Origin of the sequence: Streptomyces sp. NPDC088197, assembly GCF_044741185.1 — a bacterium.
Classification (GTDB): domain Bacteria; phylum Actinomycetota; class Actinomycetes; order Streptomycetales; family Streptomycetaceae; genus Actinacidiphila.
In genome coordinates, this window is the sequence record NZ_JBIUSD010000005.1 from 7,808 (window position 1) to 34,128 (window position 26,321).

The window sequence follows — 26,321 nt, forward strand, 5'->3', positions numbered from 1 at the left end:
CGGTGTGTCCTGGGGCTTCGGCCGGTGCAGCCGGATCGGTGGGTCAGTGCTGACGGGCGACCTCGGCGGCGAGCAGCCGTGCCCAGTGGACGGCCGGTTCCTCGAAGAAGGGACGGGGTTCCAGGCGCAGGGCCAGGTCGGCGCGGTAGCGGGCGATGACCTGCGTCACCCCCAGCGAGTCCAGTCCCAGGTCGAGCAGGCTGATGTCGTCGGTGATCTCGGTGAGCGCGACGCCGAGGTGGTCGGCGAGGACGGTTCTGACGTAGCCGTCGAGCAGCGGTTCGCGCTGGTCGGCGGGCGCGTCCAGGACGGCCCGCAGGTGTTCGGAGGGACCCTGGTCCTGGCCGGGACCGGCGCTGTCGGCGCGGACCTCGGTCAGCAGCGGGCGGGCGCGGCGCGATTCCAGCAGCGGGCCGAGCGTCGTCCAGTCGGCGCCGGAGACCACGGCGTGCGCGGTGTCGGAGGCGAGCAGCGGGCCCAGGTGCCGCAGCCCGGTCTCCGGGTCGATCGCCCGGAGCCCCAGGGCCTCCAGACGGGCCATCAGCTCGTCGCCGCCCAGGCCGCTGGCCACCCGCCAGGGGCCCCAGCTCACGCTGAGCGCGGTGGCGCCGGTGCCGCGCCGGTAGGCGGCGAGCGCGTCGAGGAAGCGGTTGGCCGAGGCGTACGCGCCCAGGTGCGCCGAACCCCACACGGAGGCGATGGACGACATCAGCAGGAAGAAGTCCAGCGGTGCGCCGTCCAGCAGCCGGTGCAGCGTCCAGGCTCCCTCGACCTTGGGCAGCAGCACGGCGTGCAGCGACTCGGGGTCGGCCTCCGCGATGTTCTGCGCCCCGGCCAGGCCCGCGGCGTGGATGACGCCGCGCAGCGGCTGCCCGCTGTCGGCGATGTCCGCGAGGACCGCCGCCATGCCCGCCTCGTCGCCCACGTCGGCGGCGGCGACGGTCACCCGCGCCCCCTCGGTCTCCAGGGCGCGGATGGCGGCGACCCGCTCGGCGACGGGCGCGGGGAGCGCCGGGTCGTCCCAGCTCTGACGCGGGGGCAGGCCCGCACGGCTGGTGAGGACCAGGTGCCGGGCGCCGAGGCCGACCAGCCACTCGGCCAGCGTCAGCCCGAGGCCGCCGAGCCCGCCGGTGATCAAGTAGCTTCCGTCGCCGGTCACTTGGAGGCGCGGGGCGTCGTCGGCCGGGGGGCCGGAGCGGATCAGACGGGGGACGAGGCGGGCGCCGCCGCGGTAGGCGACCTCGTCGTCCTCGTCGCCGAGGAGCAGTTCCTCGGCCAGTTCCGCGGCGCCGCTGTCGGCCGCGCCGCCTTGCGGGTCCAGGTCGACGGCCCCGCCCCACAGGTCGGCGTGTTCCAGCGAGACGACCTTGGCGAGGCCGGTGAGCAGCGATCCCGCCAGGCCCTCGGGGGCCTCCTCCTCGCCGGTGGCCTGCGCGCCGCGGGTGACCAGCCACAGCCGGGGCGGCCGGGCCCCGGCGGTGGCGGCTTCGGAGGCGGAGCCGGGAGGCGCCTGGGCGGCTCCTTCGGCGAGCGCCTGGATCAGGTGCACCACGGTCTCGGGTCCCGTCACACGGGCCCGCGCCAGGTCCTCGACGGTGGTCTTGTCGCCGCCGGGCGCGTCGAGGGCCGCCAGGTGCACGATCCGGTCGACTGGGCCGACGTCGGCCAGCAGCGCGCGCAGCGCGGCGGGATCGCCCGCGGGGACGCTCCGGGCGCCCGGCAGCCCGGCCGGACCGTCGCCGATCCTGGCCAGCACGCACTCCCCGCCGAGCGAGGACAGCTCCGCCGCCAGCCGCTCACCGACCCCCGTGGTGTCGGTGAACAGCAGGGTGCGCCCGGCCGGATCCGCGGCGCGGCCCGCGCGCGGCGAGCGGCGCCACTCCACCGCGTACTGCGGGTAGTCCGCGGCTTCGGGGTCCGCGACCGCCCCGCCGGGTCCTGGCAGTACCGGAGAGGTGCCGTCGGCCAGCGGGAAGTCCAGTCGCAGCCGCTGGAAGGCGTACGTGGGCAGCGGCACGTGCCGGTCGGCGGTGGCCGGGTGCACCCGCGACCAGTCGACGGGTACGCCCCAGGCGTGCAGCGCGCCGAGGCTTCCCAGGACCTGCTCGGCCTCGGGCCGGCCGCGCCGCAGGGACGGCAGCCACAGCAGGTCGGGGTCGGGCAGGGCGCGGGCGGCCAGGCCGAGCAGGGTCCGGCCGGGGCCGATCTCCACGAAGGCGCCGACGCCGGTCTCGCGCAGTGCCAGCACGCCGTCGTGGAAGCGGACGGGCTGCCGGGCGTGCCGGGCCCAGTAGCCGGGGTCCGCGAGGGTGGCGCGGTCCAGCGGCCGGCCGGTGAGGTTGGAGATCAGCGGGACGCGCGGCTCACGGAAGGTGATCTTCGCCGCCGCCTCCTCCAGCGGGGCGAGGACCGGGTCGAGCAGCGGCGAGTGGAAGGCGTGCGAGACGGTCAGCGGTTTGGCGGTCACACCCTCGCGGGCCAGCTCCGCCCGGATCTCCGCGATGGCGTCGGCATCGCCGGAAAGGACCGTGTCCTGGGGCCCGTTGACGGCGGCGACGGCGACCAGGTCGGCGCGGGAGCCGATGGCCCGCTCGGCGGCCTGCGCGTCCAGTTGTACGGCGAGCATCGCGCCGGGCGCGGTCACCGACTCCATCAGCCGGGCCCGCAGGGCGATCAGCCCGAGCGCGTCCTCCAGGTCCACCGCTCCGGCGACGCACGCCGCCGCGTACTCGCCGACGCTGTGGCCGATCACGGCGGCGGGGCGGACGCCCCAGGACGCCCACAGTTCGGCGAGCGCGAATTCGACGGCGAACAGCGCGGGTTGGGTGTAGCCGGTCCTGTCGAGCGAGCCGTCGGGCTCGACGGGGTGGACGACCTCCAGCAGCGGTCGGTCCAGGACCGGGTCGACGATCTCGGCGCAGCGCTCCAGAGCCTGCCGGAACACCGGCTCGGCCTCGTACAACTCCCGTCCCATGCCCGCGAACTGGGCGCCCTGGCCGGTGAACATGAAGGCGGTCTTCACGCGGTGCGCGGCCTGGGCGCGGCGGGGGGCGGGGCCGCCGTCGCCGGTCCCGAAGTCGTGCAGCCGGTCGGCGAGCGAGGCGGTGTCGCGGGCGGTGAAGGCGGCGCGGACCTGCTGCGGTGAGCGGCCGGCGGCGATGGTGCGGGCCACGGAGTCCAGCGGGGTCGCCGGGTTGGCGCGCAGGAAGTCGGCCCAGCGCAGGGAGAGTTCACGCAGCGCCGGTTCGCTGCGGGCCGACGCGACGAACACTTCTGCCTGCCGCCCCGGCCGCGGGTCCGGCTCGGGCTGCTCGGTGGTCATGGCGGGCGGTTCCTCGATGACGAGGTGGACATTGGTGCCGCTGGCGCCGAACGAGCTGAGGCCCGCGGTGCGCGGCTGCCCGTCGGACGGCCACGGGGTGTGCTCGGCGGCGACCCGCAGGTGCAGCGCGTCCCAGTCGACGTTGGGGTTGGGCGTGCGGAAGTGCAGGCTCGCCGGGATCTCGCCGTGGCCGACGGCCAGCACGCTCTTGATCAGCCCGGCGATGCCCGCCGCCGCCTCCAGATGGCCGACGTTGGTCTTCACCGACCCGACGTAGACGGGGTGATCCGCCGAACGGCCGGTGCCGAGGACGGTCTCCAGGCTGCGCAGTTCGATGGGGTCGCCGAGGGCGGTGCCGGTGCCGTGCGCCTCGACGTAGCCGATCCGGTCTGCGGTGACTCCCGCGTCGGCGAGGGCCGCGCGGATGACCTCCTGCTGCGCCTTGCCGCTGGGTACGGAGATGCCGCTGGCGTGGCCGTCGTGGTTGACGGCGCTGCCCCGGATGACGGCGAGCACCCGGTCGCCGTCGGCCACCGCGTCGCTGAGCCGCTTGAGCACCACCAGACCGCAGCCCTCGCCGCGTGCGTAGCCGTCGGCGGAGGCGTCGAACGCCTTGCAGCGGGCGTCGGGCGAGACCGCCCCGGCCTTGCTGACCAGCACGAAGCCGTACGGGGACAGGATGACGTTGACCCCGCCCGCCAGTGCCAGGTCGGTCTCGCCCAGGCGCAGGGCCTGGCACGCCTGGTGGACGGCGACCAGTGAGGAGGAGCAGGCGGTGTCGACGACCTGCGCGGGTCCGCGCAGCCCGAAGGTGTGCGCGATGCGTCCGGCGATGAAGCTGTTCTCGCCGAGGAGTTGGTAGCCGTCGATCGCGGCCGGGTCGCCGTACTGCTGCCGCAGCCGTACGTAGTCGCTGGTGCTCGCGCCGATGTAGACGCCGGTGCGGGAGCCGTCCAGCGAGTCGTGCGGGATGCCGGCCCGCTCCAGCGCCTCCCAGGCGACTTCGAGCGCGATCCGCTGCTGGGGGTCCATTCCGAGTGCTTCGCCCGGCGCGATCCCGAAGAGCTGCGCGTCGAAGGTGTCGGCGCTGTCCAGGAAGCCGCCTTCCACGACGTACGCCTTCGCGGGCGCCTCGGGGTCGGGGTCGTAGTACGGGTCGGTGTCCCAACGGTCGCGCGGGAAGGGGCCGATGGCGTCCACGCCGTCGCGCAGCAGGTCCCACATGCGCTCGGGCGAGTCGGCGCCGCCGGGGAAGCGGCAGCCGACGCCGATGACGGCCACCGGGCTGTGCAGCGCGGCCCGTTGGTCCTCGACCATCGTGCGCAGCCGCCCGATGGTCTCCAATGCCTGGGCGAGGCGGGACCGTTGGTCCGGTGCGCGCTCCGGCGTACGGTCCGATGTGCGGGGTCCGGCACCGTCGGTGGGCTGGTTCATCGCTTGTCTCCCTCGATGAGGGCGTTCACGGCGGCGACTTCGGCGTCCAGACGGGCGAAGAGGTCCGCGTCGTCGGGGTCGTCGTAGTCGTCTTCATCGGTGAGGTCGCCGGTGACGGTGGCGTTGTCCGCGGTGCCTTCGGCGCTTTCGGCGCGTCCGGTGGTCGCGGCGTTCTCGGCGCGTCCGGTGTCTTGGGTACGGGTGACGCTGCCGGCGGCGGGCTGCGGCGCGTGAGACCGTTCGTCGCCCGATCCGCCGACCACCTCGGCGGCGAGGAATCCGGCCACGGCGTCGCCCGTCGGGTATTCGAAGGCGAGTGTCGCGGGGAGCGCGCTGCCGAAGCGGCGCTCCAGCCGTACCTTCATCTCCAGCGCCGTGATGGAGTTCAGGCCCAGTTCGAAGAAGCCCTGCCGGGGCTCCAGTTCGCCGGGTCCGTCCAGGCCGAGCACCACCGCCACCTCCTCCAGGACGCACTCCAGCAGCAGATCGCCGCGCGCCGTTTCGGGCAGTGAGCGCAGCTTGTCCAGCAGCGCGCCGGAGTCACCGGGCGCAGCCGCCGCCTCGGCGGCCAGGGCGTCGAAGAGCGGCCAGGGGCGGGCCTGTTGGTAGAGCGGCAGCAGCAGGCCCCAGTCGGCGTCGGCCGCGGCGGCGCCGGTCAGGCCGGCCGCGGTGATCCGGTCGAGCAGTTCCACGGCGATGCCGGGCGGGAGCGGGCGCATGCCGCTGCGCGTCAGCCGGTTGGCGCTGTCGCGGTCCAGCAGATCCACGTCGAGCCAGGGCGCCCAGGCGATGGCGCAGACCGGGAGGCCCAGGGCGCGCCGGTGCCCGGCGAGGGCGGTGAGCAGCGCGTCCACCGGGGCCTGTACGCCCGCCCCGATCGCCGCCCAGGCCGACGCCACGGTGCCCCATACCTGGAAGAGGTCCAGGTCGGTACGCGTGTCGAGCGCTGCTTGGTGCAGCAGCCACGCGCCGCGGGCGCGGTCCTCGACCGCCTCGGCGATCGCGGCGGCGGTCGGCTCCTGGTCGATCGGCAGATTCCAGCCGACGCCGAGCCAGATCACGCCCGCGACGGGGTGTCCGGCCGCGGCCTCGTCCTCGATCAGCCGGGTCGCCTGCTTGGCGTCCTCCACGCGGGGCACGACCAGCGTGCGGCCCGCGCCGCGCGCGGTCAGCCAGGCGGCCACCCGGTCGGGCAGCGGTCCTTCCGCGCCCGCCACCAGATAGCTGCGGTCGGCGGCCAGTTCGACCGGCTCGAACAGCGGCGGCGGGGCCGGGGCGCGCAGCACCCGGGCGGTGAGCCTGCGTCCGGCGCGCAGCGCGATCTGGTCCTCGACGTCCTCGCCTCCGGCGCGGTCGGCGCCGTGGGCGAGCAGTTCGGCCGCGACGGCCGCCGCGTCCTCCGCCACACCCGAGGTCAGGGGGTCCAGGTCGAGCGCGGCGCCCCAGGCGGTGGGGCGTTCCACGCCGGAGACGATCGCGGACTGCCGCAGCGGTGCCTGTGCGGCGGCGGGCAGTTCCAGCTCGTCCACCGCGACCGCGCCCCGCGTCACGTACAGCACGCGTGCGCCGCTGGCGACCGCCGCCGTCACGGAGGCGACCGCCGTCACCCCCGCGCACGCGTCGGCCACGGCGAGGGGGTCGGGCTCGTCCCGCTCCGGCAGGTCCAGCGCCGCGAGGTGCACGACGTCCCGGCAGCCGGGCCCGGTGCGCAACTCCCGCAGCGCGTCGGCGAGTCGCTGCCGTACGGTGTCGGGCTCGCCGTCGGCCGCCAGCAGGGTCGTGGGCCGGCCTTGTGCGGCCAGTGCCCGTGCCAGTTCTTCGGCGACGCCGCCGCGGTCGGCGAGGACGACGGTGACGGGTCCGGTCAGGGGCGCCCCCGCTCCCCCGGCGGCTGTGGACGGGTCGTCGTCGGTCCGCGATGCGCCGAGGCCGTCCCGCTGGGCGGGGACATGGGCGGTCAAGCCGCGCTGCGGTGTCCTGGCTTCGAGCCGAGCCGGGGTTTCGGCCGGCCGCTGCTCAGGCTGACGGACCGTCAGCGGGCGCTCCTGCCAGCCGAGGACGTACAGGCTGGTGGTGAGGCGCGCGGTCTCCTCCTGGTTGAGGACGCGGCCTCGCGGCGGGGCGAGGCGCAGGCCGGTGATCTCGGCGAGCGGCCGGCCCTCGGGGGTGGTCAGGCGGATGTCGGCGGTCGGGTCGCCCGCGGTGTCGGGGCGCAGGGCGGCGGTGACGAGGACGCGGTCGTCGGGGGCCGCGTACAGGGTGAGGCTGTCGAGGGAGGCGGGGAGCGGCGCCGGGTCGGCGGGGTCGGCGGACAGCAGGAACGCGGGCAGCCGCAGGGCGAGTTCGAGGAGGTCGGGGGCGAGGTGCCAGCGCATGGTGGCCGGGCGCAGCCGCAGTTCGAGTTCGATGCGGCCGTCGGCGGTCCGGGCCGATTCCGGGGTCGGCGCGCAGTCCCCGGTGGCGTGCCGGGCCACCCAGGCGCGCAGGGCCTCGTCGACCGGGCCGCGCGGGTGCGGCGGGGCGTCCGCAGCGGTGTCGGCCGGCGCGCGTCCTGGCAGGGCGCGGCCCGAGACGAGGCGGCGGGGGCGCGGCGCGGTGTCGCTGGCGGGCTCCCACAAGGTGAGCGCCAGACCCGGCCGGTCGCCCGACGCGGCGCGTTCCAGGGTGAGTTGGGTGGTGACGGAGCCGTCGGCCGGGACCAGCAGGGGACGGTCGAGGGTGATCTCCTCAAGGCGGACGGGGCGGCCGGGGCCGAAGGCGGTCCCGGCCGCGGCGACGGCCAGCTCCAGCCAGGTGGCGCCGGGCACCCGCAGCGCGGCGCCCACGGGTTCGGCGCCGAGCCGGGTGGCGGTACGGGCGTCGAGGTCCGTCTCCACGACGCGGCCCGACGGGGTGCGGACGTCGCGGGTCAGCAGCGGGTGGGCGCCCTTGTTCGCGGGGGCGGCGTCGCGCTGGTCGACCCAGTACCGCTTGTGCTCCCACGGGTAGGTCGGCAGCTCGGCGAGCGGGCCGTTCCCGGGGTGCAGCCGCGGCCAGTCCACGGCCTGGCCGCCGACGTGCAGGGCGCCGAGCCCGGTGAGCAGCGACTCCGGGCCGTCCTGGTCGCGCAGCAGTGACGGCACGAACAGTCCGTCGGTGCCCGCGGCCCGCAACTCCTGCTCGATGGGCACGAGTTGGATGGGGTGGGCGGACAGCTCCACGAAGGTGTCGTGTCCGTCCGCCGCCGCTGCGCGTACTGCGTCGGCGAACCGTACGGTCTGCCGCAGGTTCCGGCCCCAGTAGGCGGCGTCCAGGGGGGTGTCGGCGGCGAGCGGCGCGCCGTCCACCGAGGAGTACATCGGCAGGCGCGGGGCGGCCGGGGCCAGGCCGGTCAGGGCGTGTACAAGCTGTTCGCGCAGCGGCTCGGCCCAGGGGCTGTGGGCCGGGCCGCCGGCGTTGACCGCACGGAAGAACACGTTGCGCGCGCGCATTCGGGCGCCCAGTTCCTCCAGTGCGGTCGTCTCTCCCGACACCACCGTCGACTGTCGGCTGTTGACCACGGCGACGCACAACCGGTCGCCGTACGGTGCCAGTTCGTCCTCGGTGCGGTCGGCGTCGAGGCCGACCACGGCCATGCCGCCCTGGCCGACCAGGGCCCGCAGCAGGTGGGTGCGGCGCACCATGATCTCAGCGGCCTGCGCCAGGTCGAGCGCGCCCGCGCACAGGGCGGCCGACACCTCGCCCATGCTGTGGCCGAGCACGGCGGCGGGCTCGACGCCCAGGGCGCGCCAGCTCGCCGTCAGGCCGTACTGGGTGGCGAAGAGCATGATCTGCTGGTCGAGTTCGTTCGAAGGCTCGCGCGCGGATTCCAGCGCTTCGCGCACCGACCAGTCCAGGTGGCGGGCGAGCGCGGCATCGCAGTCCGCGATCGCGTCCCGGAACACCGGGTCGGCGGCCAGCAGGGAGCGGCCCATGGCGGGCCAGTAGGAGCCGTGTCCGGAGAAGACGAAGACGGGTCCGCGTGCGCGTGCGGCGGCCTTGCCGAGGACGGTGCCGGGGACGCTGTCACCGTCGGCGACGGCGGTCAGTCGTTCGGCGAGCGCGGCGCGGTCGCGGCCCACGACGACCAGCCGGTGGTCGAGGTGGGAGCGGTGTACGGCCAGGGTCCGCGCCACGGCGGCCGGTTCCGCGCCGTGCGCGTCCCGTGTCGCGTCGCCGTCCGGCTCGGCGGTGAGCAGTGAGCGCAGGGCGGCGGCCCGGTCGCGCAGTGCGGCGGGGGACGCGGCGGACAGCGGCAGGACGTGGAGGCGGGCGGTCAGGGCGGCGCCGTCGTCCGCGTCGGAGGTGCCGGAAGCATCGGGGATGTCGGATGCGTCGGAGGCGTCGGTCGCGGGGGCCTCGGCGAGCACGATGTGCGCGTTGGTGCCGCTGAAGCCGAAGGCGCTGACCCCGGCGACCCTGCGGCGCTCGCCGCGGGCCCACGGGCGGGCCTCGGTCGGGACGTCCAGGGGCAGTTCGTCCCAGGGGATGTCGGGGCTCGGCCGCGTGAAGTGCAGGTGCGCGGGCACCGTCTCGTGCCGCAGGGCCAGGACGGTCTTGATGAGCCCCGCGATGCCGGACGCGGCTTCCAGGTGGCCGATGTTGGTCTTCACCGAGCCGACCAGGCAGGGCTGCTGGGTCGTCCGTCCGGCCAACGCGGCGCCGAGCGCCCGCAGTTCGATCGGGTCGCCGAGCGGAGTGCCGGTGCCGTGCGCCTCGACGTAGTCCATGTCGTCGGCGCCGACGCGGGCGTCGGCGAGTGCGGCGCGCAGCAGTGTCTCCTGCGCGGGACCGTTCGGGGCGGTGAAGCCGCTGCTGGCGCCGTCCTGGTTGACGGCGGAGCCGAGGATCAGCGCCAGGACCCGGTCGCCGTCGCGCCGGGCGGCGGACAGCGGCTTGAGGATGACGGCTCCGCAGCCCTCGCCCCGCGTGTATCCGTCGGCGGTGGCGTCGAAGGTCTTGCACCGGCCGTCGGCCGCGAGGGCCCCGGCGGCGTCGCTGGCCCGGTGGATGGTGGGGCCGAGGATGAGATTGACGCCCGCGGCGACCGCGAGGTCGCTCTCACCCGAGCGCAGACTGGCCACCGCGAGGTGCACCGCGACCAGCGAGGACGAGCAGGCGGTGTCGACGGCCAGGCTCGGGCCGCGCATGCCGAGCAGGTACGACAGGCGGCCGGCGGCGGCGCTGAAGGAGGTGCCGGTGCCGTAGAAGGCGTCCACGTTGTCGGGGTGGCTGCCCACGATCTGGGCGTAGTCGGTGGAGTTCATGCCGAGGAAGACCCCGGTGCGGGACTCGGCGAGCGAGGTCGGCGGGACGCCCGCGTGTTCCAGCGCCTCCCAGGCCACTTCGAGGAACATCCGCTGCTGCGGGTCCATCACCTTGGCCTCGCGCGGCGGGATCCGGAAGAACGGCGCGTCGAAGCCCGCCGGGTCGTCGTCCAGGAAGCCGCCCCACCACACGCGCGGGTCGTCGAAGCGGCCGTCGGGGGCGCGGCGTACGGCGTCGCGGCCCGCGGTCAGCAGCCGCCAGTAGGCGTCCGGGCCCTCGGCGCCGCCGGGGAAGCGGCAGCCGACGCCGATGACGGCGATCGGCTCGGGCGCGCCGGGCGTGCCGGTCGGCGCGGCCGGAGCCGCGGGCGTGTCGGTCGTACGGGACACGGCCGCCGTGGCGGTCGTACGGGACACGGCGGGCGCGGGAGCCGGGGCGTCGCCGAGCAGGCCGTCGAGGTAGTCGGCGAACCGCCGCACGGTGGGGTGGTCGAAGGCCGCGGTCTTCGGCAGCCGCAGCGGCACGGACCGTTCCAGCACCTTGCACAGCTCGACGGCGCCGAGGCTGTCCATGCCGAGGTCGGTGAAGCCGCGACCGCGCGCCACGGTGGTGCCGGAGGCCAGCCCCAGCACCTCCGCGGCGGCGTCCGCGACCAGGTCGGCGAGCTGGTCGCGGCTGGGGCGCGCCGGGGTCGCCGGAGCGGTGGCGGGAGCGGCGTCCACCGGCGCGGGCAGGGCGGGCGGCGCCGTCTCGGACAGCGGCGCGCCCGGAGTGCTCAGGCGCAGCCCCACGGTCTCGGCGACGAGCCGCCCGGCCTCGTCGTACAGCTTCAACTCGCCGTGCAGTGCGCTCAGTCGCGGCAGGGTGTCGGCATCGGCGTTCGCGTCGGGCGCGGGGATGTCGAACCACAGCTTGTCGCCCTGCCACGGGTAGCCGGGCAGGTCCGTGACGGCCGTGGGTCCCGGATTGACCTCGGGCCAGCGGATGTCGACCCCGGCGGCGTAGAGCCTGGCCAGCGAGGTGCGCGCGGTGGTGACGTCGTCGGTGTCGCGGCGCAGGGTGGGGACGACGAGCCCGTCGACGCCCCGGTCCTCCAGGCTCTGGACGACGGGCTGCGCGAGCACCGGGTGCGGGCCCAGCTCCACGAAGAGGCGGTGACCGGCGTCGAGCGCGCGGCCGAGCGCGGCGGAGAAGCGGACCGGCTGGCGGAGGTTGCGTCCCCAGTAGTCGGCGCCGAAGGGGCCATCGGTGCCCGGCTCGCAGGTGAGGTGGACCGGCACGCGCGGCTTCGCCGGGGTGATCTCGCCGAGCAGTGCGACGAGTTCGTCCTGGTAGGGCGCCATCTGCGCGCTGTGGAAGGCGTATTCGCCGGGCATCGCGCGGTAGCCGTGGCCGAGCTCGGCCAGTTCGGCGCCCAGGGCCTCGACGGCCTCGGTGCGTCCGGAGACGACCGTGCTCGCGGGACCGTTGACGGCGGCCACGGTCACGTCGTCGCCGTGTGCGGCGAGCAGCGGCAGCAGGTCGGCTTCGGGGAGGGCAACGGAGGCCATCCGGCCGCCGCCCTCGGCCCGTTGGAGGAGGCGTCCGCGGTGCACGATGACGTGTACGGCGTCGGTGAGGGTGAGGGCGCCCGCCACGTGGGCGGCGGCGATCTCGCCCATGCTGTGCCCGATGACGGCGGCGGGCTCCACGCCCCAGGAGCGCCAGAGCGCGGCGGCGGCCACCTGCACGGCGAAGACGACGGGCTGGGCGAATTCGGTCCGAGTCAGCCGGGAGTGCTCGGCGTCCGCGGTCAGTTCGCCGATCACCGACCAGCCCGCCTCCGCGGCGATCAGCTCGTCCACGCGGGCCAGTTCGGTCCGGAAGGCGTCCTCGTGGGCCAGCAGTTCGCGGCCCATGCCCGTCCACTGGCCGCCCTGCCCGGAGAAGACGAAGCAGACCTGCGGCAGGTCGTCGCCCGAGTCGCCCGGGTCGCCGAAGTCCCCGGCGTCCGTGCCGCCCCACTGCGCGCCGCCTCGCTCTTCCGCCGCCAGGTCCGGCACGGCGGTGTCGAGAGATGTCTCCAGCAACGCGCCGAGTTCCTGGGCGAGTTCGGTGGCCGTCCTGCCGGTGACGGCGATGCGGTGCTCGCGGTGCTGGGTGCGCCGGGTGCCCGCCGCCGTGACGTACGCGGCCAGTTCGGCCTCCGGCTGGTCGAGCAGCCGGTCGCGGTGCGCACGGGCCAGTTCGCGCAGCGCGGCGCCGGAGCGCGCGGAGACCGGCAGGAGCAGCCGGGACGGCCGGTCCTGTACCGCCTCGGCGGGCGGGGCGACGGCGGGCGGTGCCTCGACGATCACATGGGCGTTGGTGCCGCTGAGCCCGAAGGCGCTGACGCCGGCCAGTCGCCGCCCGCCGCCGTCCGGCCACGCGGTGAGGTCCGTCGGCACCCGCACCGGCCAGCGGTCCCAGCGGATACCGGGGTTGAGCCGGTCCAGGTGCAGATGCGGGGGGATCTCGCCGTGCTGTGCGGCCAGTGCCGCCTTGAGGAGCCCGGCCGCGCCCGCCGCGCCGTCGGTGTGCCCGAAGTTGGTCTTCAACGAGCCGACCAGCAGCGGGTGTTCCGCGTCGCGTCCTTCGCCGAGAATCCGGGCGAGCGCGCTCATCTCGATGGGGTCGCCGAGCGGGGTGCCGGTGCCGTGCGCCTCGACGTAGCCGATCTCGTCGGGCCGTACGTCCGCGGCGGCCAGGGCGTCCCGCAGCAGCGACTGCTGGGCGGCGGCGCTGGGCACGGTCAGTCCCGCGCTGTGCCCGTCGTGGTTGACGGCGGAGCCGCGGATCACGGACAGCACGCGGTCGCCGTCGGCGAGCGCGTCGGTCAGCCGCTTGAGGACGAGCACCACGCAGCCGTCGCCGCGGACGATTCCGTCGGCCGCCGCGTCGAAGACCTTGCAGTGCCCGTCCTTGGCCATGGCGCCGACCTTGGACATGAACACCGTCAGCTCGGCGGAGAGCAGCAGATTGACGCCGCCGACCAGCGCGGTGTCGGACTCCCCCGTGAGCAGGCTCTGCCGCGCGAGGTGCACGGCGACCAGCGACGAGGAGCAGGCGGTGCTCAGCGCCACGCTCGGGCCGTTGAGGCCGAGCAGGTACGACAGCCGGCCGGGGCCGAAGCTGGCCTCCTTGCCCGAGGCGTACCAGGGGTCGATGCCGCGGACGCCCGCCTCGCGGGAGTGCCGCAGGAAGTAGTCGACGCTCAGGCCGCCGGAGAAGACGGAGGTACGGGTGCCGGCGAGGCTGCCGGGGACGATCCCGGCGTGTTCCAGCGCGTCCCAGGCGACCTCGATGAGCATCCGCTGCTGCGGGTCGATCTGCCGGGCCTCGCGCGGGGCGATACCGAAGAACTCCGCGTCGAAACGCGTCTCGTCCTCGATGAAACCGCCCCAGCGCGTGTACGTCCGGCCTGGCGCGTCGGGGTCCGGGTCGTAGTGCCGGGCGAGGTCGGAGCGGGACGGCGGGATCTCGGTGATCACGTCCGTGCCGTCCCGCAGCACCCGCCAGAATCCGGCCAGGTCCGCCACGCCGCCCGGGAAGCGGCAGCCGGCACCGATGATCGCCACCGCCTCCGGGGCCTGATCGGTCATCAGAACAGCGCCGCCGCTGAGGGCGCGGACAGGCTGCCCAGGTGCTTGTACCAGAGGTGGTCGGGATCGTTCTCGACCGTGGCGACGATCTTCCGCATCGCGGCGAGCGCGCGCGGTTCGTCGTCGTCGTAGACGTCGCCCTGGAGCATCTTGAGGACGTCGAGCCGGTACCTGGGGTCCTGCACGAAGGCGGTGAACAGGATGTTCAGCCGGTAGTAGATGGAGATGAACTCGTACCAGTTGCTCACCCCGCGCCGCAGCGTCCGCTCGTACTCGGTGAAGCGGGACTTGCTGAAGTCCCCGGCCTCCGCCGCCGCGATGATGTCCTTGGTCGCGATGCGGGCGCTGTTGAGCGCGACGCTGACGCCGCTGGAGAAGATCGGGTCCACGAAGCGCGCGGCGTCGCCGATCAGCACGAAGTTGTCGCCGGTGATCTCCTTCATGCCGTAGCTGTAGTCGCCCTCGGCCTTGAAGGGGCGTACGCGCTCGGAGTCCTCGAGCGCGGCGCGCAGTTCGGGGCGGCTTCCCACGCACTCCCAGAAGAAGCCCTCCAGGTCGTCCTTGGAGGCGGTGAAGTGCTTCTTCTGCGTGACGACGCCGACGCTGGTGATGGTGTCGGTGATCGGGATCTGCCAGACCCAGGTGTCGGTCAGCGGCAGGAAGTGGATGAAGATGTAGTCGGCCTTCTTCTTGTCGTGCGAGAGGGCCGTGCGGTCCAGGCCGTCGAACCAGGTGTGCACCGCGTACTGGTTGAACACCGGGTCGGGGACCTTGAGCTTGAGCTGGCGGCCGAGCATCGTGCCGCGCCCGCTGGCGTCCACGACCATGCGGACGGTGACACCGGTGTCCTTGTCGCGGACGGGGTGGATCACCGGGTGCTCGCCGGAGAAGTCGACGCTGCCGATGCGGGTGTTCTCGAAGACCTTCGCGCCGCAGGAGGCGGCGTGCTGGAGCAGGAGCTGGTCGAACTTGCCCCGGTCCACGTGGTACGTGTGGGACTGGAGGACGCCGGGCTGGTCGCGCTCGTCGAATTCGATCTCGGCGGCGCCGAGGCCGTGCGAGAGGCCGCCGAAGCCCATGGTGGGGATGCCGGCCGGTGCCGCGGACGTCCAGGCCGCGCCGTATTTGCGGGGGAATCCGGCCTGCTCGACCAGGTCGAGCGCGCCGATGTCGCGCAGTACGGGGGTGGTGGCGGGCACCAGTGACTCGCCGACGTGCTCGCGGGGGAAGGTCTCCCCCTCGAAGACCGCGACGGTGAGTCCGGCCCTGGTCAGGTATGAGGCCGCGGTGGAGCCTGCCGGGCCTCCACCGATGATCCCGATGTCATAGTCGACTGCGGACAAGACTGCTCCTCTTGAGTCGGATCGGACGGGCCCTGCCTCGGCACGGGCCGCGCTTCCGGTCGGGCGGTTCGCGTCCGCGTCAAAGCGGCGGCGGCACAGCGGCGTCGGACAGAGCGTCAGGCCATGGCGGCGGGGTCGGTCTGGATCCGGACCACGAGCTTGCTGATGGCGTCCAGGCTCTTGAAGTTCCTGCCGACGATGTACTCGGGCGGCATGAACAGCCCGTACCTGTCGTGGATATGGGCGATCAGCTCGGTGGTGTTCAGCGACGTGAGGATTCCGAGCTGGAGCAGCGGGGAATCGGGCTCGATTCCCTCCTCGCCCTCGGGCAGGAATCGCGTTTCGACGAACTCCTTCAGCTCCGCGAGGACTTCGTCGTAGCCGAGCTGCGGATCAGAACTGTCGGACATGCGTAGCGACCTTCCGGAGTCCGGGGTTGACACGGCGGAACCCCCGACTCCACGAAGTCGCGGTCGGCTCGGCCAGGGCCCCAAACGTAGCTACGGGCGCCGCCGGAGGACTTCACCAGACCTGATGAATTACGCCCGCGCACACACGCCCCGAAGTGCGTACTTACGGGGGAGGCGCCGCTTCCGCTTCACGTGCGGGTCCTCATTAATGATGAGTACTCACGGCCGTGGCCCCGTGCCGCCGCAACGGCGAGGATCGAGGGACCATCCGGTGCGCCCGATCACAGGAGGTCCGCGGCCGTGCTGCTTCCCGCCCTACGGCCCCAGTTGCTGTGCCTGCCCCATGCCGGCGGCAGCGCGGTGATGTACCACGCGTGGCGGCCCGGCCTCGCCGAGGTGGCGCGGGTCCGCCCGGTCGACCTGCCGGGCCACGGCAGCCGCAGGCGCGAACCGCTCGCCCAGGACATCGGCACGCTGACCCGTACCCTCGCGGCCGAGCTGGCACCCGGTATCGAGGGACCCTACGCGGTGTTCGGGCACAGCTTCGGCGCCGTGGTCGCCTTCGAACTGACCCACCGGCTCTCGCAGTTGGTCGGGCCGCCCGCCGCCCTGATCGTCTCGGGACGCAATTCGCCCCGCACCCCGCACGCGCTGCCGCCGCTGCACAACGCGCCGCCCGCCCAACTGCTGAGCGGCCTGCGGACGTTGGAGGGCGCGCTGCCCGCCGTCGAGGACAGTCCTGAACTGCTCGACCTGTTCCTTCCGCCGCTCCGCGCCGACCTGCGGATGACGGAGACCTACCGCCGTCCCACCGAACTGCCGCCGCTGTCCTGCCCGGTGCATGTCTTCGCCGGCGACCTGGACCCGGTGGTGGACGCGCCGGGGCTGGCCGCGTGGGCGGCGGAGACCACCGGGCCGTGCCGGGTCACCACCGTGCGGGGCGGCCACATGATGCTCGCCAGCGCCGAACTGCGCTCCGCGCTGGCGGACCTGCTCACGGTGGGCGCGATGTGATCCGCGAGCCCTGAGCCCTGAGCCCTGAGCGCGGAGCCCTCGGCCCCGAGCCCCAGCCCTGAGCCCTGAGCCCCGAGCCCCGAGCCCCGAGCCCCGAGCGCAGCACCCCACCTTCCGTCTCTCTCCCTCCCTCCCCCCTCCCGATGCAGGAGCCAGCGTGGACTTCAGTTGGAGCACCGAGCAGACCGCGCGGTACGAGGAGACCGTCCGCCGGGCCGCCGACGCGTTCCCCGCGGACCGTCCGCGGCGCCCCGGTGAACGGTCCGACTGGCGGGAACTCGGCCGGATCGGCGCCCTGGGCGCCTGCCTTCCCGCCGAGTACGGCGGGGACGGCCTCGGCGCGCTCGACACCGCGCGGGTCATCGAGGCCGTGGGCCGCGGCTGCCACGACACCGGGCTGGTCTTCGCGGCCAGCGCCCACCTCTTCGCCTGCGCCGTGCCGATCGCGGAGTTCGGCAGCGCGGACCTCAAGAAGCGCTTCCTGCCGGAGCTCGCGTCCGGCCGGATGATCGCGGGCAACGCCATGACGGAGCCGGAGTCCGGCTCCGACGTCTCGCGGCTGCGGGTGACGGCGACCGAAGTGCCGGGCGGATTCGTCCTGGACGGCGAGAAGAGCTTCGTCAGCAATGGCCCGGCCGCCGACGTCCTGGTCACGTACGCGACCAGCGACCCCGACTCGGGACACCTCGGCCAGACCGCCTTCGTCGTGCCGGCCGACGCCCCCGGGGTGCTGCGCGGTGAGCCCTTCGAGAAGATGGGTCTGTCCTCCTGCCTGGCGGGCACGGTGACCTTCCAGGAGTGCTTCGTCCCCGACGACCAGGTGCTGGGCGTCGAGGGGATGGGTGCGACGATCTTCCAGACGTCCATGGGCTGGGAGCGCGCCTGCCTCTTCGCGGGCTATCTGGGCCTGATGGACCGCCTGGTCGAGGAGTGCGTCCGATTCGCCAGCGAGCGGCGGCAGTTCGGCCGTCGCATCTCCGGCTTCCAGGCGGTCTCGCACCGCATCGTGGACATGAAGCTGCGGCTGGAGAGCGCCAGACTCCTGCTCTACCGGGCCTGTTGGGAGATGGACCGCGGCGGCAGGGCGACCTTGCCGGTGGCGCTGTCGAAGCTCGCCGTCTCCGAGGCCGCGGTGCAGAGCGCGCTGGACGCCGTACGGATTCTCGGCGGTCGCGGATACCGGTCGGAGTCGGGTGTGGAGGCGGCGCTGCGGGACGCGGTGCCGAGCGTGCTGTTCTCCGGTACCTCGGAGATCCAGAAGGAGCTCGTCGCGAAGGAGCTGGGACTGTGAGGCTGCACGAATTCGTCACCGCCGCCGCCCGCAGGGCGCCGGATTCCCTCGCGGTCGACGCCGTCGACGGACGGCTGACCTACGGCGAACTGGACGCGCTCGCGGCGCGTTACGGCGCGGCGCTGGCCGCGAGCGGGGTGCGGCCGGGCGACCGGGTCGTGCTGTGGAGCGCGAAGAGCCTGCACGTCGTGGCGCTGATGCAGGCGTGCCTGCGCGGCGGCGCGGTCTACGTACCGGTGGCGTCCTCGAACCCGCCGTCGCGGCTGGCGCGGATCGTCGCGGCCTGCGCCCCCGCGCTGGTGGTGACCGACGAGGACGGCGCGGACGCGGCGGCCGACGCGGGCTGGGACGCGGCGCCCTGCCGTACCTTCGCGGACCTGCTGGCGACGGGCGAGGGCCAGCCCGTACCGTCGCCGGTCGAGGGCTCGGAGCACGATCCGGCGTACATCCTGTTCACGTCGGGTTCGACCGGCGAGCCCAAGGGTGTGTGCCTGAGCCACCTCAACGCGCTGGCGTTCGTGCGGTGGGCGGCGGCCGATCTGCGGCTGGTCCCCTCGGACCGGCTCTCCAACCACGCGCCGTTCAATTTCGACCTGTCGGTCTTCGACCTCTACGCGGCGTTCCTGGCGGGCGCCAGCGTCCATCTGGTGCCCGAGGCGCTGGCCTACGCGCCGGCCCAGCTCGTCCGCTTCATGGACGAGCACGCGATCACCGTCTGGTACTCGGTGCCGTCGGCGCTCACCTTGATGATCACCAAGGGCGGGCTGCTGGACGGGCCGCCGCCGCGCGCGCTGCGGGCCTGCGTCTTCGCGGGCGAGGCGTTCCCGATCGCCCATGTGCGGCGGCTGCGCGCGGCCTGGCAGGACGTCAGGCTGCTCAACTGGTACGGCCCGACCGAGACGAATGTCTGTACGTCGTACGAGGTCTGCGCCGCCGATCTCGACCGCGCGGGCGCCCTGCCAATCGGCGCGGTCTGCTCGGGCGACACCCTGGAGCTGGGCCCAGAGGTCGCGGGCCAGGCGGGGCGGGAGCTGCTGGTCTCCGGCCCCACGGTGATGCTCGGGTACTGGGGCCATCCGCCGCAGAGCGGCCCGTACGCGACCGGCGACCTCGTGCGGTACGACGACGCGGGCATGCTGGAGTACCTGGGGCGCCGCGACCACATGGTGAAGATCCGCGGCAACCGGGTGGAGCTGGGCGAGATCGAGAGCGTCCTGAGCCTGCACCCGCAGGTCAGGGATGTGGCCGTGGTCGTGCTCGGGACCGGGCTCACGGCACGGCTGCACGCCGTGGTGGTCCCGGCCCCGGACAGCGCTCCGGGCCTGCTCGCGCTCAAGCGGTGGAGCGCCGAACGGCTCCCCACCTACATGCTCGTCGACAGCCTCAGCCTTTTCGACGAGATACCCCGAACCGGGAACGGCAAGAAAGACCGTTCCCAGGTCGCGAAAATGGTGTCACATACTGGTACCGACTAAAGATTCTAAATTGCCGCCGGCTCTGACAATTCCTTTTTCATAAGCATATATAACGGCGTGTACTCGATTGCGCAGAGCCAGCTTGTCCAGCATGCGCTGAACGTGTGATTTCACGGTGCTCTCACTCAGAAAAAGTGCTTCTGATATTTCCGCGTTCGAATAGCCGCGGATGATGAGCTGGAGCACGTCGCGCTCACGCCGGGTTATTCCACTGGACACCAGATCGGTCTCCGATGTTTCCGCTTGCGGCGGTTCCGGCGTGATGGCCGCCGCGGTGGCGGCGGCAGTGGCGGCGCCGACGGTGGGAATCACCAGTCGGTAACCGGCGGCGACCATCCGGACGGCGGCGATGATCCGCTCCGGACTCGCCTGACTGTCGAGCACACCCCTGGCACCGGCCGCCTGCCAGTGCTGAGCGCACTGCTCCAGGCTCTGGACCAGGGCTAATATCTTAGGGCAGCCGTCGGCGCCGCCGACGATGAGCTGCTGGATGGCATGCGGAACATCCGGCGCCACATCCAGCGCGTCGATGATCACCACATGCGGAGACAACCTTGCCACGCAGGGCAGAGCGTGCCGAATATCGGCAACCTCGCCCACGACTTCCAGATCGGTTTCCCTGCTCAGCAGGACACTGAGTCCCACACGGGAAACCGCTCTGGAGTCGACGAGAAGAACTCTCGTGATCCCATCCTGAAGCATCGAGCCCCCGACCTTCAGCAAACAGCACGTTATTTCGACTCTAGCACGCACGCCTGACCAGCATCAACATGGAACATTTGAGCTCGTTATGATTGAAAGTTAAATCTATAGCCCTTTCGGGCAATGCCCCGAGCCGCCGCACAGGTCACGGCGCGCCGATAAACTCCCCTCGCGGACAGGTCGCCCGTTTGCGTCCCAAAGAGGTTTCAAGCGACCCTCGCGGGTAATTCTTCCGGGTTCGGCGAGGCGTGTCGAGCGCCTGGCGGGCGGCCGGGCCGCGTCGGCGCCGGACCGGACCGGCGCCCGGTCCGCACGCGGTCCGCGCCCGCGGCGCGGGCGGTGGCCGGCGCACGGCCGGCGGGTGGTTGGCGTTTCACCCCGCCGAGGCTACTCTCATAAATCACCGAACGGTGAATTTACGTGACAGGGCGGCGGTCATGGGAGAGGCGGTCACCGGACGGCCCGGCCGACGGCCGGGCCGCAGCGGCAGCAGAGAGGCGATCCTGCGGGCGGCGCGGCTGAAATTCGCCGAGTACGGCTACGAGCGGACGACGGTGCGCGGCATCGCCCGCGAAGCGAAGGTCGACGCGGCGCTCGTGCACCACTTCTTCCGGTCCAAGGAAGGGGTGTTCGCCGCCGCCGTCCACGAGGCGGTGCGCCCGATGGAGTTGCTGCCGGTGCTCGCCGGGGATCCCGCCACCTCGGGCGAGCGGCTGCTGACGACGGTCCTCGGGCTGTGGGAGTCGGCCGAGCGGCACGACGCGCTGCTGGCGGTGATCCGGTCGGCGGTCTCGCACGAGACGGCCGCCGGGATTCTGCGGGAATTCCTCGGCCGCGAAGTGCTCGGCCCGCTGGCCCAGGCACTGGCCGAGCCACAACGCGCTTTGCGCTCGGCCCTGTTGGGCTCCCAGCTCATCGGTCTGGTCATGGCCCGCTACATCATCCGCGTCGAGCCGCTGGCATCCGCGAGCACGCCGTCGCTGATCGCCGTGTACGCGCCGGTGATCCAGAATTCCCTCACCGGCGACCTGCCGCTCCCCCGCACGGCCGACCGTCCGGGCGGCGCGGGCTGAGCCGCGCCCGGCCCGGTCCTTCACCATTCGCCGCGCAGTACACCGGTTCGTGATTCACCGTCGCCGCGCAAAGCCTTTACGCGAGCTACGCGATCCGGGCCGGTGATTCGCCGTCACAATGGTGATTTAGCGTCATATCGAGTCGGCCCGGGGCCCGTTGGCCATGCATCGACCGCGCGCGAATCTTGGTGTAGCGTCTGCCGCCAAGCAGCGTGTCCTTCAGGGGAAAGGGCCCGAAGAGAAGCCTGCCCCGAACACCTTTGCCGCATTCATCGGCGAATGCACAAAATGGTAACGAGACAGCTCGGCTCCGGGTCTCGCCCCAGGTCTTCGCCCTGCGCGTGTCGCAGTCGCGTCGATACGAGGAGTCACAGGATATGGTCACGGTCGCGGCATTCGACAGCCGTAAGAAGGCCCCCGCGCTCAGCGGTGCTTCCCGTCTTCTGCTGGTGCTTTTCTCGGTATTGGTGCTTTTCACGGTGGGGTTGCTCCTGGCGCGCGGCACTTCCGCCGCCGCTCCCATCCCCGGTTCCCCGCTGGACGCGTACGACAAGCAGTTGCCCTACGACATGGGCGTCCACAAGATCGCGAGACTCGCGGCTCTGATCGCGTATGTGCTGATGGTGGCCACCGTCGTCCTCGGTGTGCTGCTGCGGCTGAGATTCCTGCAGCACGCGGTCAACCGGGCCACCTTCTACGGCGCGCACATGACGCTGGCGCTCTCCGCGATGATCTTCGGTGTCGTGCACGGCGCGACCTTTCTCTACCAGCCGGTCTGGCGGATCGGCGGCCGTGAGCTGACCGTGCCGTTCACCGGCGGTGTGCAGCGGCTCCCGGTGGGCTTCGGCATCCTCGGCACCGAACTGGCCATCGCCGTGGGATGTTCGGTGTGGCTCCAGCGCAGACTGGGCTACCACCGCTGGCTGAGGACTCATCAGTTCGCTTATGCGGCCTTCGGGTTGATCTGGCTGCACGTCTTCCTGGTGCACCCGGAGCCGCGCCATCTGAATCTGGTGTCGGTCGGCATCGCCACCGGGGCGGGCACGGTGTTGCTGGCCTTCCTGATCCGCGCCTTCCCGTCCCGTTCCCGGCTCAGACAGCGCACCTACCTCGGCAGGCCGGGAGCCGCCGAATGATCCAGCCGCCTCGCCCGGGCCGTATCCCCCCGGCGCCCTGGCCACCGGGTCAGACGCCCGCCGCCCGGCCCACCACACCGGTCGTCGTCCACCAAGGCCGCCCGGCCGCGCGCACCGCGCCGCCGCTCCCCCAAGCCCCCATCGCCGCCGAGTCGTTCGCGCCCGCCAGGCCCGTACTGGTGCCCGAGGCGGAGCCGGTACGGATCAGCGTCGACAACAACCGGTGCCACATCTACGGCATCTGCCAGCAGGAGGCGCCCGAGGTCTTCCGGATCGCCGAGAGCGGTTCGCTGCACTACACGCGCAGCGTGCCCGCCGACTACGCGGCCAAGGCCCGCCAGGCGGTGCGGTGTTGCCCGATGCAGGCCATCACCGTCCACGGCGGGCAGAGCCCGTCCGGCGGTCCCGCCGCGATCGGGCGGCGGGCGGCGAGGCCGCTGCGCAGCGGCTCCGCGGCGCGGGCGAGCCTGCGGCGGATCGTCGTCGCGGGCGCCGGGCTCGCCGGGCTGAGCGCCGCGACCCGACTCAGGGAGCGCGGTTTCGACGGGGAGTTGGTGATGGTCGGCGAGGAGCCGCACCGGCCGTACAGCCGTCCGCCGCTGTCCAAGCAGTATCTGTCGGGCCGGCTCGCCGAGCAGCAGTTGCCCTTCCGGGCGGACGCGGCGCTGGACGCGCACTGGCTGCTCGACACCCGGATGACGGGGCTGGACCTGGCGAAGTCCGCGATCGAACTGCGCGGCGGGGAGTATCTGCCGTTCGACGGGCTGGTGGTGGCGACCGGTGTGGACGCCAAGCGGCTGCCCGAGGCGCCGGTGTTCAGCGACCGGGTCCGTACCGTCCGCACGATCGAGGACGCGGCGGCGATACGGCGGGCGATGCACGCGGCGCGCGCCCGTCGGGTGGTGATCCTCGGCGGCGGCTTCATCGGCTGCGAACTCGCCTGCACCGCGCGGGAGAACGGGATGGACGTGACGCTCGTCGTCCACAGCGCGCCGCTGCTGCGCCGGGTGCTCGGCGCCAGGGTCGGCGCGGTGGTCGGCTCGCTCCAGCGCCGCGCGGGTGTCGACGTCCGCCTCGGCACGAAGATCACCGACTGGCAGGACCACGGCGACGGGCTGCGGCTGCGGCTCGACGACGGCGCGGTCCTCGACTGCGACTTCGTGGTGCTCGGTCTCGGCGGCCAGCCCCGTACCGAGTGGCTGCGGGGCAGCGGTCTGGAGATCTCCGACGGCGTGCTCTGCGGGCCGACCTGCCACGCGGTGGACCAGTGGGGCAGGACCACGCCGCATGTGGTGGCGGCCGGGGACGTGGCCCGCTGGCCCAACCCGCGCTTCGACACCGAGCCGCGCCGGGTCGAACACCTCATCCACGCCGTGGAGATGGGGCAGCACGCCGCCGACTCGTTGCTGCGCGGCCCCGGACGCGCGGCGCGCTTCACTCCGGTGCCGCGCTTCTGGTCGGAACAGCACGGCATCCGGATCCAGGCGGTGGGCATCCCCGCGCTCGGCACGGACACCGAGGTCATGGCGGGCTCGATGCGCTCCGACCGCTTCCTCGTCCGCTACTCCCGGCAGACCGCGTACGGTCCGCAGATCGTGGCGGCCGTCGCCTTCGACATGCCGCTGGAACTCCTGCGCTACCGCGACCAGATCGGACGCACTCTGCCCCATACCCGGCCCACCGGCGGGAGGGGGCGCCGATGAGCCGTCGCGGCGTCAACCGCAGGAGTCGTTCCGGGCTGCTGCTGTCCGGCGGGATGCTGTCGTGGCTGCTCAGCGTCCCCGCCCGGCTGCACCTGCGCTGGCTGATGATCCTGCTCGTGATGGCGGCGGCGATGGCGGCGTACGGCAGGGTGCTGATCACCGCGGCGCCGATGCCGCCCAGCAAACCGCCGGGCGTCCGCTCGGGTTCCCCCGCGTCCCCCACCTACTCGATGCCGCCCGCGACCTCCAGCCCGCCGGACGTGCACTGAGCCGGCGCCGGGGCGGACCGACCCCCGCCGTCCCCGTCAGGACGGCGGGTTGCCCGTCGTGCCCGCGGTGAAGGGGGTGACCACGAACTCGTTGTCGCAGTTGGTGATCTTCCCCGGGAAGACCAGCGACGCCCTGCTGCCCGGCGGGTAGATCCGCAGGCTCGTGGAGGTCGGCAGGCAGGTCCCCTGCTGGTTGACGGTGTGGATGGTGTCGCTCGCGGACTCGCCGGGCCGCAGCACGACGGGCCCGTGCGGGAGATTCTGGTACGTGGCGGGGGCGCCGATCTGCTTGCCGTTCGCGTCCAGCAGCGACAGGCCGGGGAAGCCGGTGACATGGCAGACCGTATCGCTGTGGTTGGTGAGCAGCAGGTAGCGGTAGAGGTTGCCCGCGCCCGCGTCGCCGTCACCGAGGGAGGCGGTGAGCTGCGCGGCCGTGCACAGCGGTGTGGCGGCGGAATCGGTGCCGGTGCTGGTGCTGGTCGGCGAGGTGGGCGGGGTGGTCCCTGACGGCTCGGACGTGACGGTCGTACCGTCGCCCGGGCCCTTGGTGGGCGTGGTCCGCGTCGGGGTGGGCGCGGGCGGCGGCACGACGGGCGGGGTCGTCGGTCCGGGGGCCGTGGTGACGGGCCCGCTGCTGTTGGCCGGTGTGGGGACGACCTCCTGCGAGTCGTCCCTGTTGAGCGTGCCGGCCACGTAGAAGGCACCGGTGATGACGGCGGCGGCGAGCGTGCCGCCGACCATCGCGCGGGAGCGGCGGCGCCTGGCCGCGCGGCGGCGGATCAGCTCGAACGAGCCCGCGGGCGGCGGCAGGTAGACCGCGGGCGGGCGCAGCAGCGGCTCCAGCGGGTCGAAGGGCTCCCCGCCGGGACCGTCGTCAGACAGTCCGGTCATGGTGTTCCCCCAGCCTGGCGCGCAGCAGTTCGCGGGCCGCGTGCAGGTCGGCCTTGACCGTGCCCTCGTTCCGGCCGAGCAGCGCGGCCACCTGCTGTACCGGCAGGTCCGCGTAGTAGTACAGCAGTGCCGGGTCGCGCAGTCGCTCCGGGAGGGACTGGACGAGCATGCGCACCGAGGGGTCGCTGCTGTCCTGCTGCTCCTTCACGGCTTCCTCCGTGGTGAATCGGCGCATGGCGCGGCGCTCGCGCTCCAGTCTGCGCCAGTGGTCCCTGACCAGGTTGGCCGCGGTCACATAGAGGTATCCGCTGGGCTCCTCGACCTTGGTCCAGCGCGCCCACAGCCGGGTGAAGGCCTCGGACGCGATCTCGTGCGCGGTCCCGTCGTCGTCCACCAGACGGCGGCACCAGCCCGCCAGGCGCGGATAGACGGCCTCGAACAGCTCGGCGGCCGCGCGCTCTTGGGACCGGATGGCCGCTCTCCTCACTCGTCGTCCTCGTGGTGATCGTCGTCTGCCCCGGTGGCGCCGGGGCAGACCTCCCGGGCCGCCCGGCGCCGCCCGCCCCGCGCCGGCCCCGGATCGGGGCCGGTGCCGGGGACGTACGCGCGGACCAGGTCCGGTGCGTACGAGCGGTCGGTGTCCGGACGGCGGACGGGTGCGGGGTCCTGTTCAGGTTCCCGCTCCCGACGACAGGGACGCGTAGACGATCACGTTGTCCTGATAGCCGCTCCCGGTGATCCGGGTGCCGCCACAGGTGATGAGACGCAGAGCGGGGTGGTCGACGTTCCCGTACACGCGGTCCGTCGGAAATCGCGCTTTGGCGACCGTCTGGACGGAGTCGACGGTGAAGGCGGCCGTGGCGCCGTCCTTGAGGCCGATCTCGATCCGGTCGCCGGCGGCGAGCTCGGACAGGTGGCGGAAGACGCCGTCGCCGTACTGTCCGACCGTGACGTGGCCGAGGATCACCGAGGGTCCGGTGACGCCGGGCGTCGGCGAGCCGCTGTACCAGCCCGCGGGCGAGCGCGCCTCGATCGGCGGTACGGCCACGGTGCCGTCGGAGTTGAGCCCCAGTGACATCACCGGGGTGTCCACGCCGATGGCCGCGATCCGCAGCCGGACCGGGACCGAGCGGGCCAGCGGTACGGCCCCGGTGGTCGCCGGGGTCGTGCCGCCGGACGACGGCGTCGAGGTCGCGGACGCCGAGGCGGACGGTGTCCGCTCCGTCCCGCCCGGGGTGGCCCGAGCGGGCGGGTCGGACTGGCAGCCGCTCAGCAGCACCAGTACGGCGGCGGCGAGCACGCACCAGGCCCGTACCGGGACGGAACGGCTGAGGGAGGTGACGGTCGGCAAC

At 73.3% G+C, this 26,321-nt stretch carries 15 protein-coding genes; 7 read left to right on the forward strand and 8 right to left on the reverse strand.

Going from position 1 to position 26,321, the window contains the following annotated elements; genetic code table 11:
• Positions 1-43: 43 nt before the first annotated feature.
• From ACIOC1_RS14405 to ACIOC1_RS14420, 4 genes are all read right to left on the reverse strand, one after another.
• A complete protein-coding gene (locus tag ACIOC1_RS14405) occupies positions 44-4,756 on the reverse strand; it encodes a type I polyketide synthase (protein ID WP_401854313.1) in 4,713 nt (1,570 codons plus the stop codon).
• The gene (locus ACIOC1_RS14410; RefSeq protein ID WP_401854315.1) at positions 4,753-13,662 is read right to left on the reverse strand and encodes a beta-ketoacyl synthase N-terminal-like domain-containing protein; all 8,910 of its coding nucleotides are present in this window, start codon (positions 13,660-13,662) and stop codon (positions 4,753-4,755) included. Before ACIOC1_RS14410 ends, ACIOC1_RS14405 begins: the two co-directional genes overlap by 4 nt.
• Positions 13,662-15,005, reverse strand: a complete 1,344-nt coding sequence (locus ACIOC1_RS14415; protein WP_401854317.1) for an NAD(P)/FAD-dependent oxidoreductase — start codon at positions 15,003-15,005, stop codon at positions 13,662-13,664. Before ACIOC1_RS14415 ends, ACIOC1_RS14410 begins: the two co-directional genes overlap by 1 nt.
• A gap of 116 nt (positions 15,006-15,121) precedes the next feature.
• Positions 15,122-15,415 carry a phosphopantetheine-binding protein gene (locus ACIOC1_RS14420; RefSeq protein ID WP_355334794.1) on the reverse strand — a complete coding sequence of 98 codons (294 nt, stop codon included), beginning with the start codon at positions 15,413-15,415 and terminating at the stop codon, positions 15,122-15,124.
• Positions 15,416-15,715: 300 nt separating this feature from the next.
• On the opposite strand from ACIOC1_RS14420, the gene ACIOC1_RS14425 reads away from it, so the two are divergent.
• The 3 genes from ACIOC1_RS14425 to ACIOC1_RS14435 all read left to right on the forward strand — a co-directional run bounded on the left by ACIOC1_RS14425 (position 15,716) and on the right by ACIOC1_RS14435 (position 19,195).
• Positions 15,716-16,429 (forward strand): alpha/beta fold hydrolase, encoded by a 714-nt coding sequence (locus tag ACIOC1_RS14425; protein WP_355334797.1) that lies wholly within the window; start codon positions 15,716-15,718, stop codon positions 16,427-16,429.
• A 157-nt stretch (positions 16,430-16,586) separates the two neighbouring features.
• Entirely contained in the window at positions 16,587-17,720 is a 1,134-nt protein-coding gene (locus ACIOC1_RS14430; protein WP_355334800.1) for an acyl-CoA dehydrogenase family protein, read from the forward strand.
• Complete coding sequence (locus tag ACIOC1_RS14435) at positions 17,717-19,195, forward strand: amino acid adenylation domain-containing protein (protein WP_391047695.1); 1,479 nt, start codon at positions 17,717-17,719, stop codon at positions 19,193-19,195. Before ACIOC1_RS14430 ends, ACIOC1_RS14435 begins: the two co-directional genes overlap by 4 nt.
• Here ACIOC1_RS14435 and ACIOC1_RS14440 read toward each other — a convergent pair.
• Positions 19,175-19,840: a response regulator transcription factor gene (locus ACIOC1_RS14440; RefSeq protein ID WP_355334806.1), complete on the reverse strand. Its 666-nt coding sequence runs from the start codon at positions 19,838-19,840 to the stop codon at positions 19,175-19,177. The two genes, ACIOC1_RS14435 and ACIOC1_RS14440, sit on opposite strands and share 21 nt — an antisense overlap.
• A gap of 494 nt (positions 19,841-20,334) precedes the next feature.
• On the opposite strand from ACIOC1_RS14440, the gene ACIOC1_RS14445 reads away from it, so the two are divergent.
• The 4 genes from ACIOC1_RS14445 (at position 20,335) to ACIOC1_RS14460 (ending at position 24,078) form a co-directional block, all read left to right on the forward strand.
• On the forward strand, positions 20,335-20,970 hold the full coding sequence (locus tag ACIOC1_RS14445; protein WP_355334808.1) for a TetR family transcriptional regulator: 636 nt from the start codon (positions 20,335-20,337) through the stop codon (positions 20,968-20,970).
• Between the two features lie 377 nt (positions 20,971-21,347).
• Entirely contained in the window at positions 21,348-22,106 is a 759-nt protein-coding gene (locus ACIOC1_RS14450) for a ferric reductase-like transmembrane domain-containing protein (RefSeq protein ID WP_401854321.1), read from the forward strand.
• Positions 22,103-23,809: an FAD-dependent oxidoreductase gene (locus tag ACIOC1_RS14455; RefSeq protein WP_401854323.1), complete on the forward strand. Its 1,707-nt coding sequence runs from the start codon at positions 22,103-22,105 to the stop codon at positions 23,807-23,809. Before ACIOC1_RS14450 ends, ACIOC1_RS14455 begins: the two co-directional genes overlap by 4 nt.
• Positions 23,806-24,078, forward strand: a complete 273-nt coding sequence (locus ACIOC1_RS14460) for a hypothetical protein (protein ID WP_391047703.1) — start codon at positions 23,806-23,808, stop codon at positions 24,076-24,078. Before ACIOC1_RS14455 ends, ACIOC1_RS14460 begins: the two co-directional genes overlap by 4 nt.
• Before the next feature lie 36 nt (positions 24,079-24,114).
• On the opposite strand, the gene ACIOC1_RS14465 is transcribed toward ACIOC1_RS14460, so the two are convergent.
• From ACIOC1_RS14465 to ACIOC1_RS14475, 3 genes are all read right to left on the reverse strand, one after another.
• Complete coding sequence (locus ACIOC1_RS14465) at positions 24,115-24,969, reverse strand: DUF4232 domain-containing protein (RefSeq protein ID WP_401854326.1); 855 nt, start codon at positions 24,967-24,969, stop codon at positions 24,115-24,117.
• Positions 24,953-25,456 (reverse strand): RNA polymerase sigma factor, encoded by a 504-nt coding sequence (locus ACIOC1_RS14470; protein WP_355334821.1) that lies wholly within the window; start codon positions 25,454-25,456, stop codon positions 24,953-24,955. The genes ACIOC1_RS14465 and ACIOC1_RS14470 overlap by 17 nt, the downstream gene beginning before the upstream one ends.
• A gap of 183 nt (positions 25,457-25,639) precedes the next feature.
• A complete protein-coding gene (locus ACIOC1_RS14475) occupies positions 25,640-26,320 on the reverse strand; it encodes a class F sortase (protein WP_355334824.1) in 681 nt (226 codons plus the stop codon).
• Position 26,321: the final 1 nt, after the last annotated feature.

Bases quoted from the DNA above. Each gene is read 5' to 3' on its own strand.
- ACIOC1_RS14405 (WP_401854313.1), bottom strand. From the start codon at position 4,756: ATGAACCAGCCCACCGACGGTGCCGGACCCCGCACATCGGACCGTACG.
- ACIOC1_RS14410 (WP_401854315.1), bottom strand. From the start codon at position 13,662: ATGACCGATCAGGCCCCGGAGGCGGTGGCGATCATCGGTGCCGGCTGC.
- ACIOC1_RS14420 (WP_355334794.1), bottom strand. From the start codon at position 15,415: ATGTCCGACAGTTCTGATCCGCAGCTCGGCTACGACGAAGTCCTCGCG.
- ACIOC1_RS14445 (WP_355334808.1), top strand. From the start codon at position 20,335: ATGGGAGAGGCGGTCACCGGACGGCCCGGCCGACGGCCGGGCCGCAGC.
- ACIOC1_RS14450 (WP_401854321.1), top strand. From the start codon at position 21,348: ATGGTCACGGTCGCGGCATTCGACAGCCGTAAGAAGGCCCCCGCGCTC.
- ACIOC1_RS14455 (WP_401854323.1), top strand. From the start codon at position 22,103: ATGATCCAGCCGCCTCGCCCGGGCCGTATCCCCCCGGCGCCCTGGCCA.
- ACIOC1_RS14460 (WP_391047703.1), top strand. From the start codon at position 23,806: ATGAGCCGTCGCGGCGTCAACCGCAGGAGTCGTTCCGGGCTGCTGCTG.
- ACIOC1_RS14465 (WP_401854326.1), bottom strand. From the start codon at position 24,969: ATGACCGGACTGTCTGACGACGGTCCCGGCGGGGAGCCCTTCGACCCG.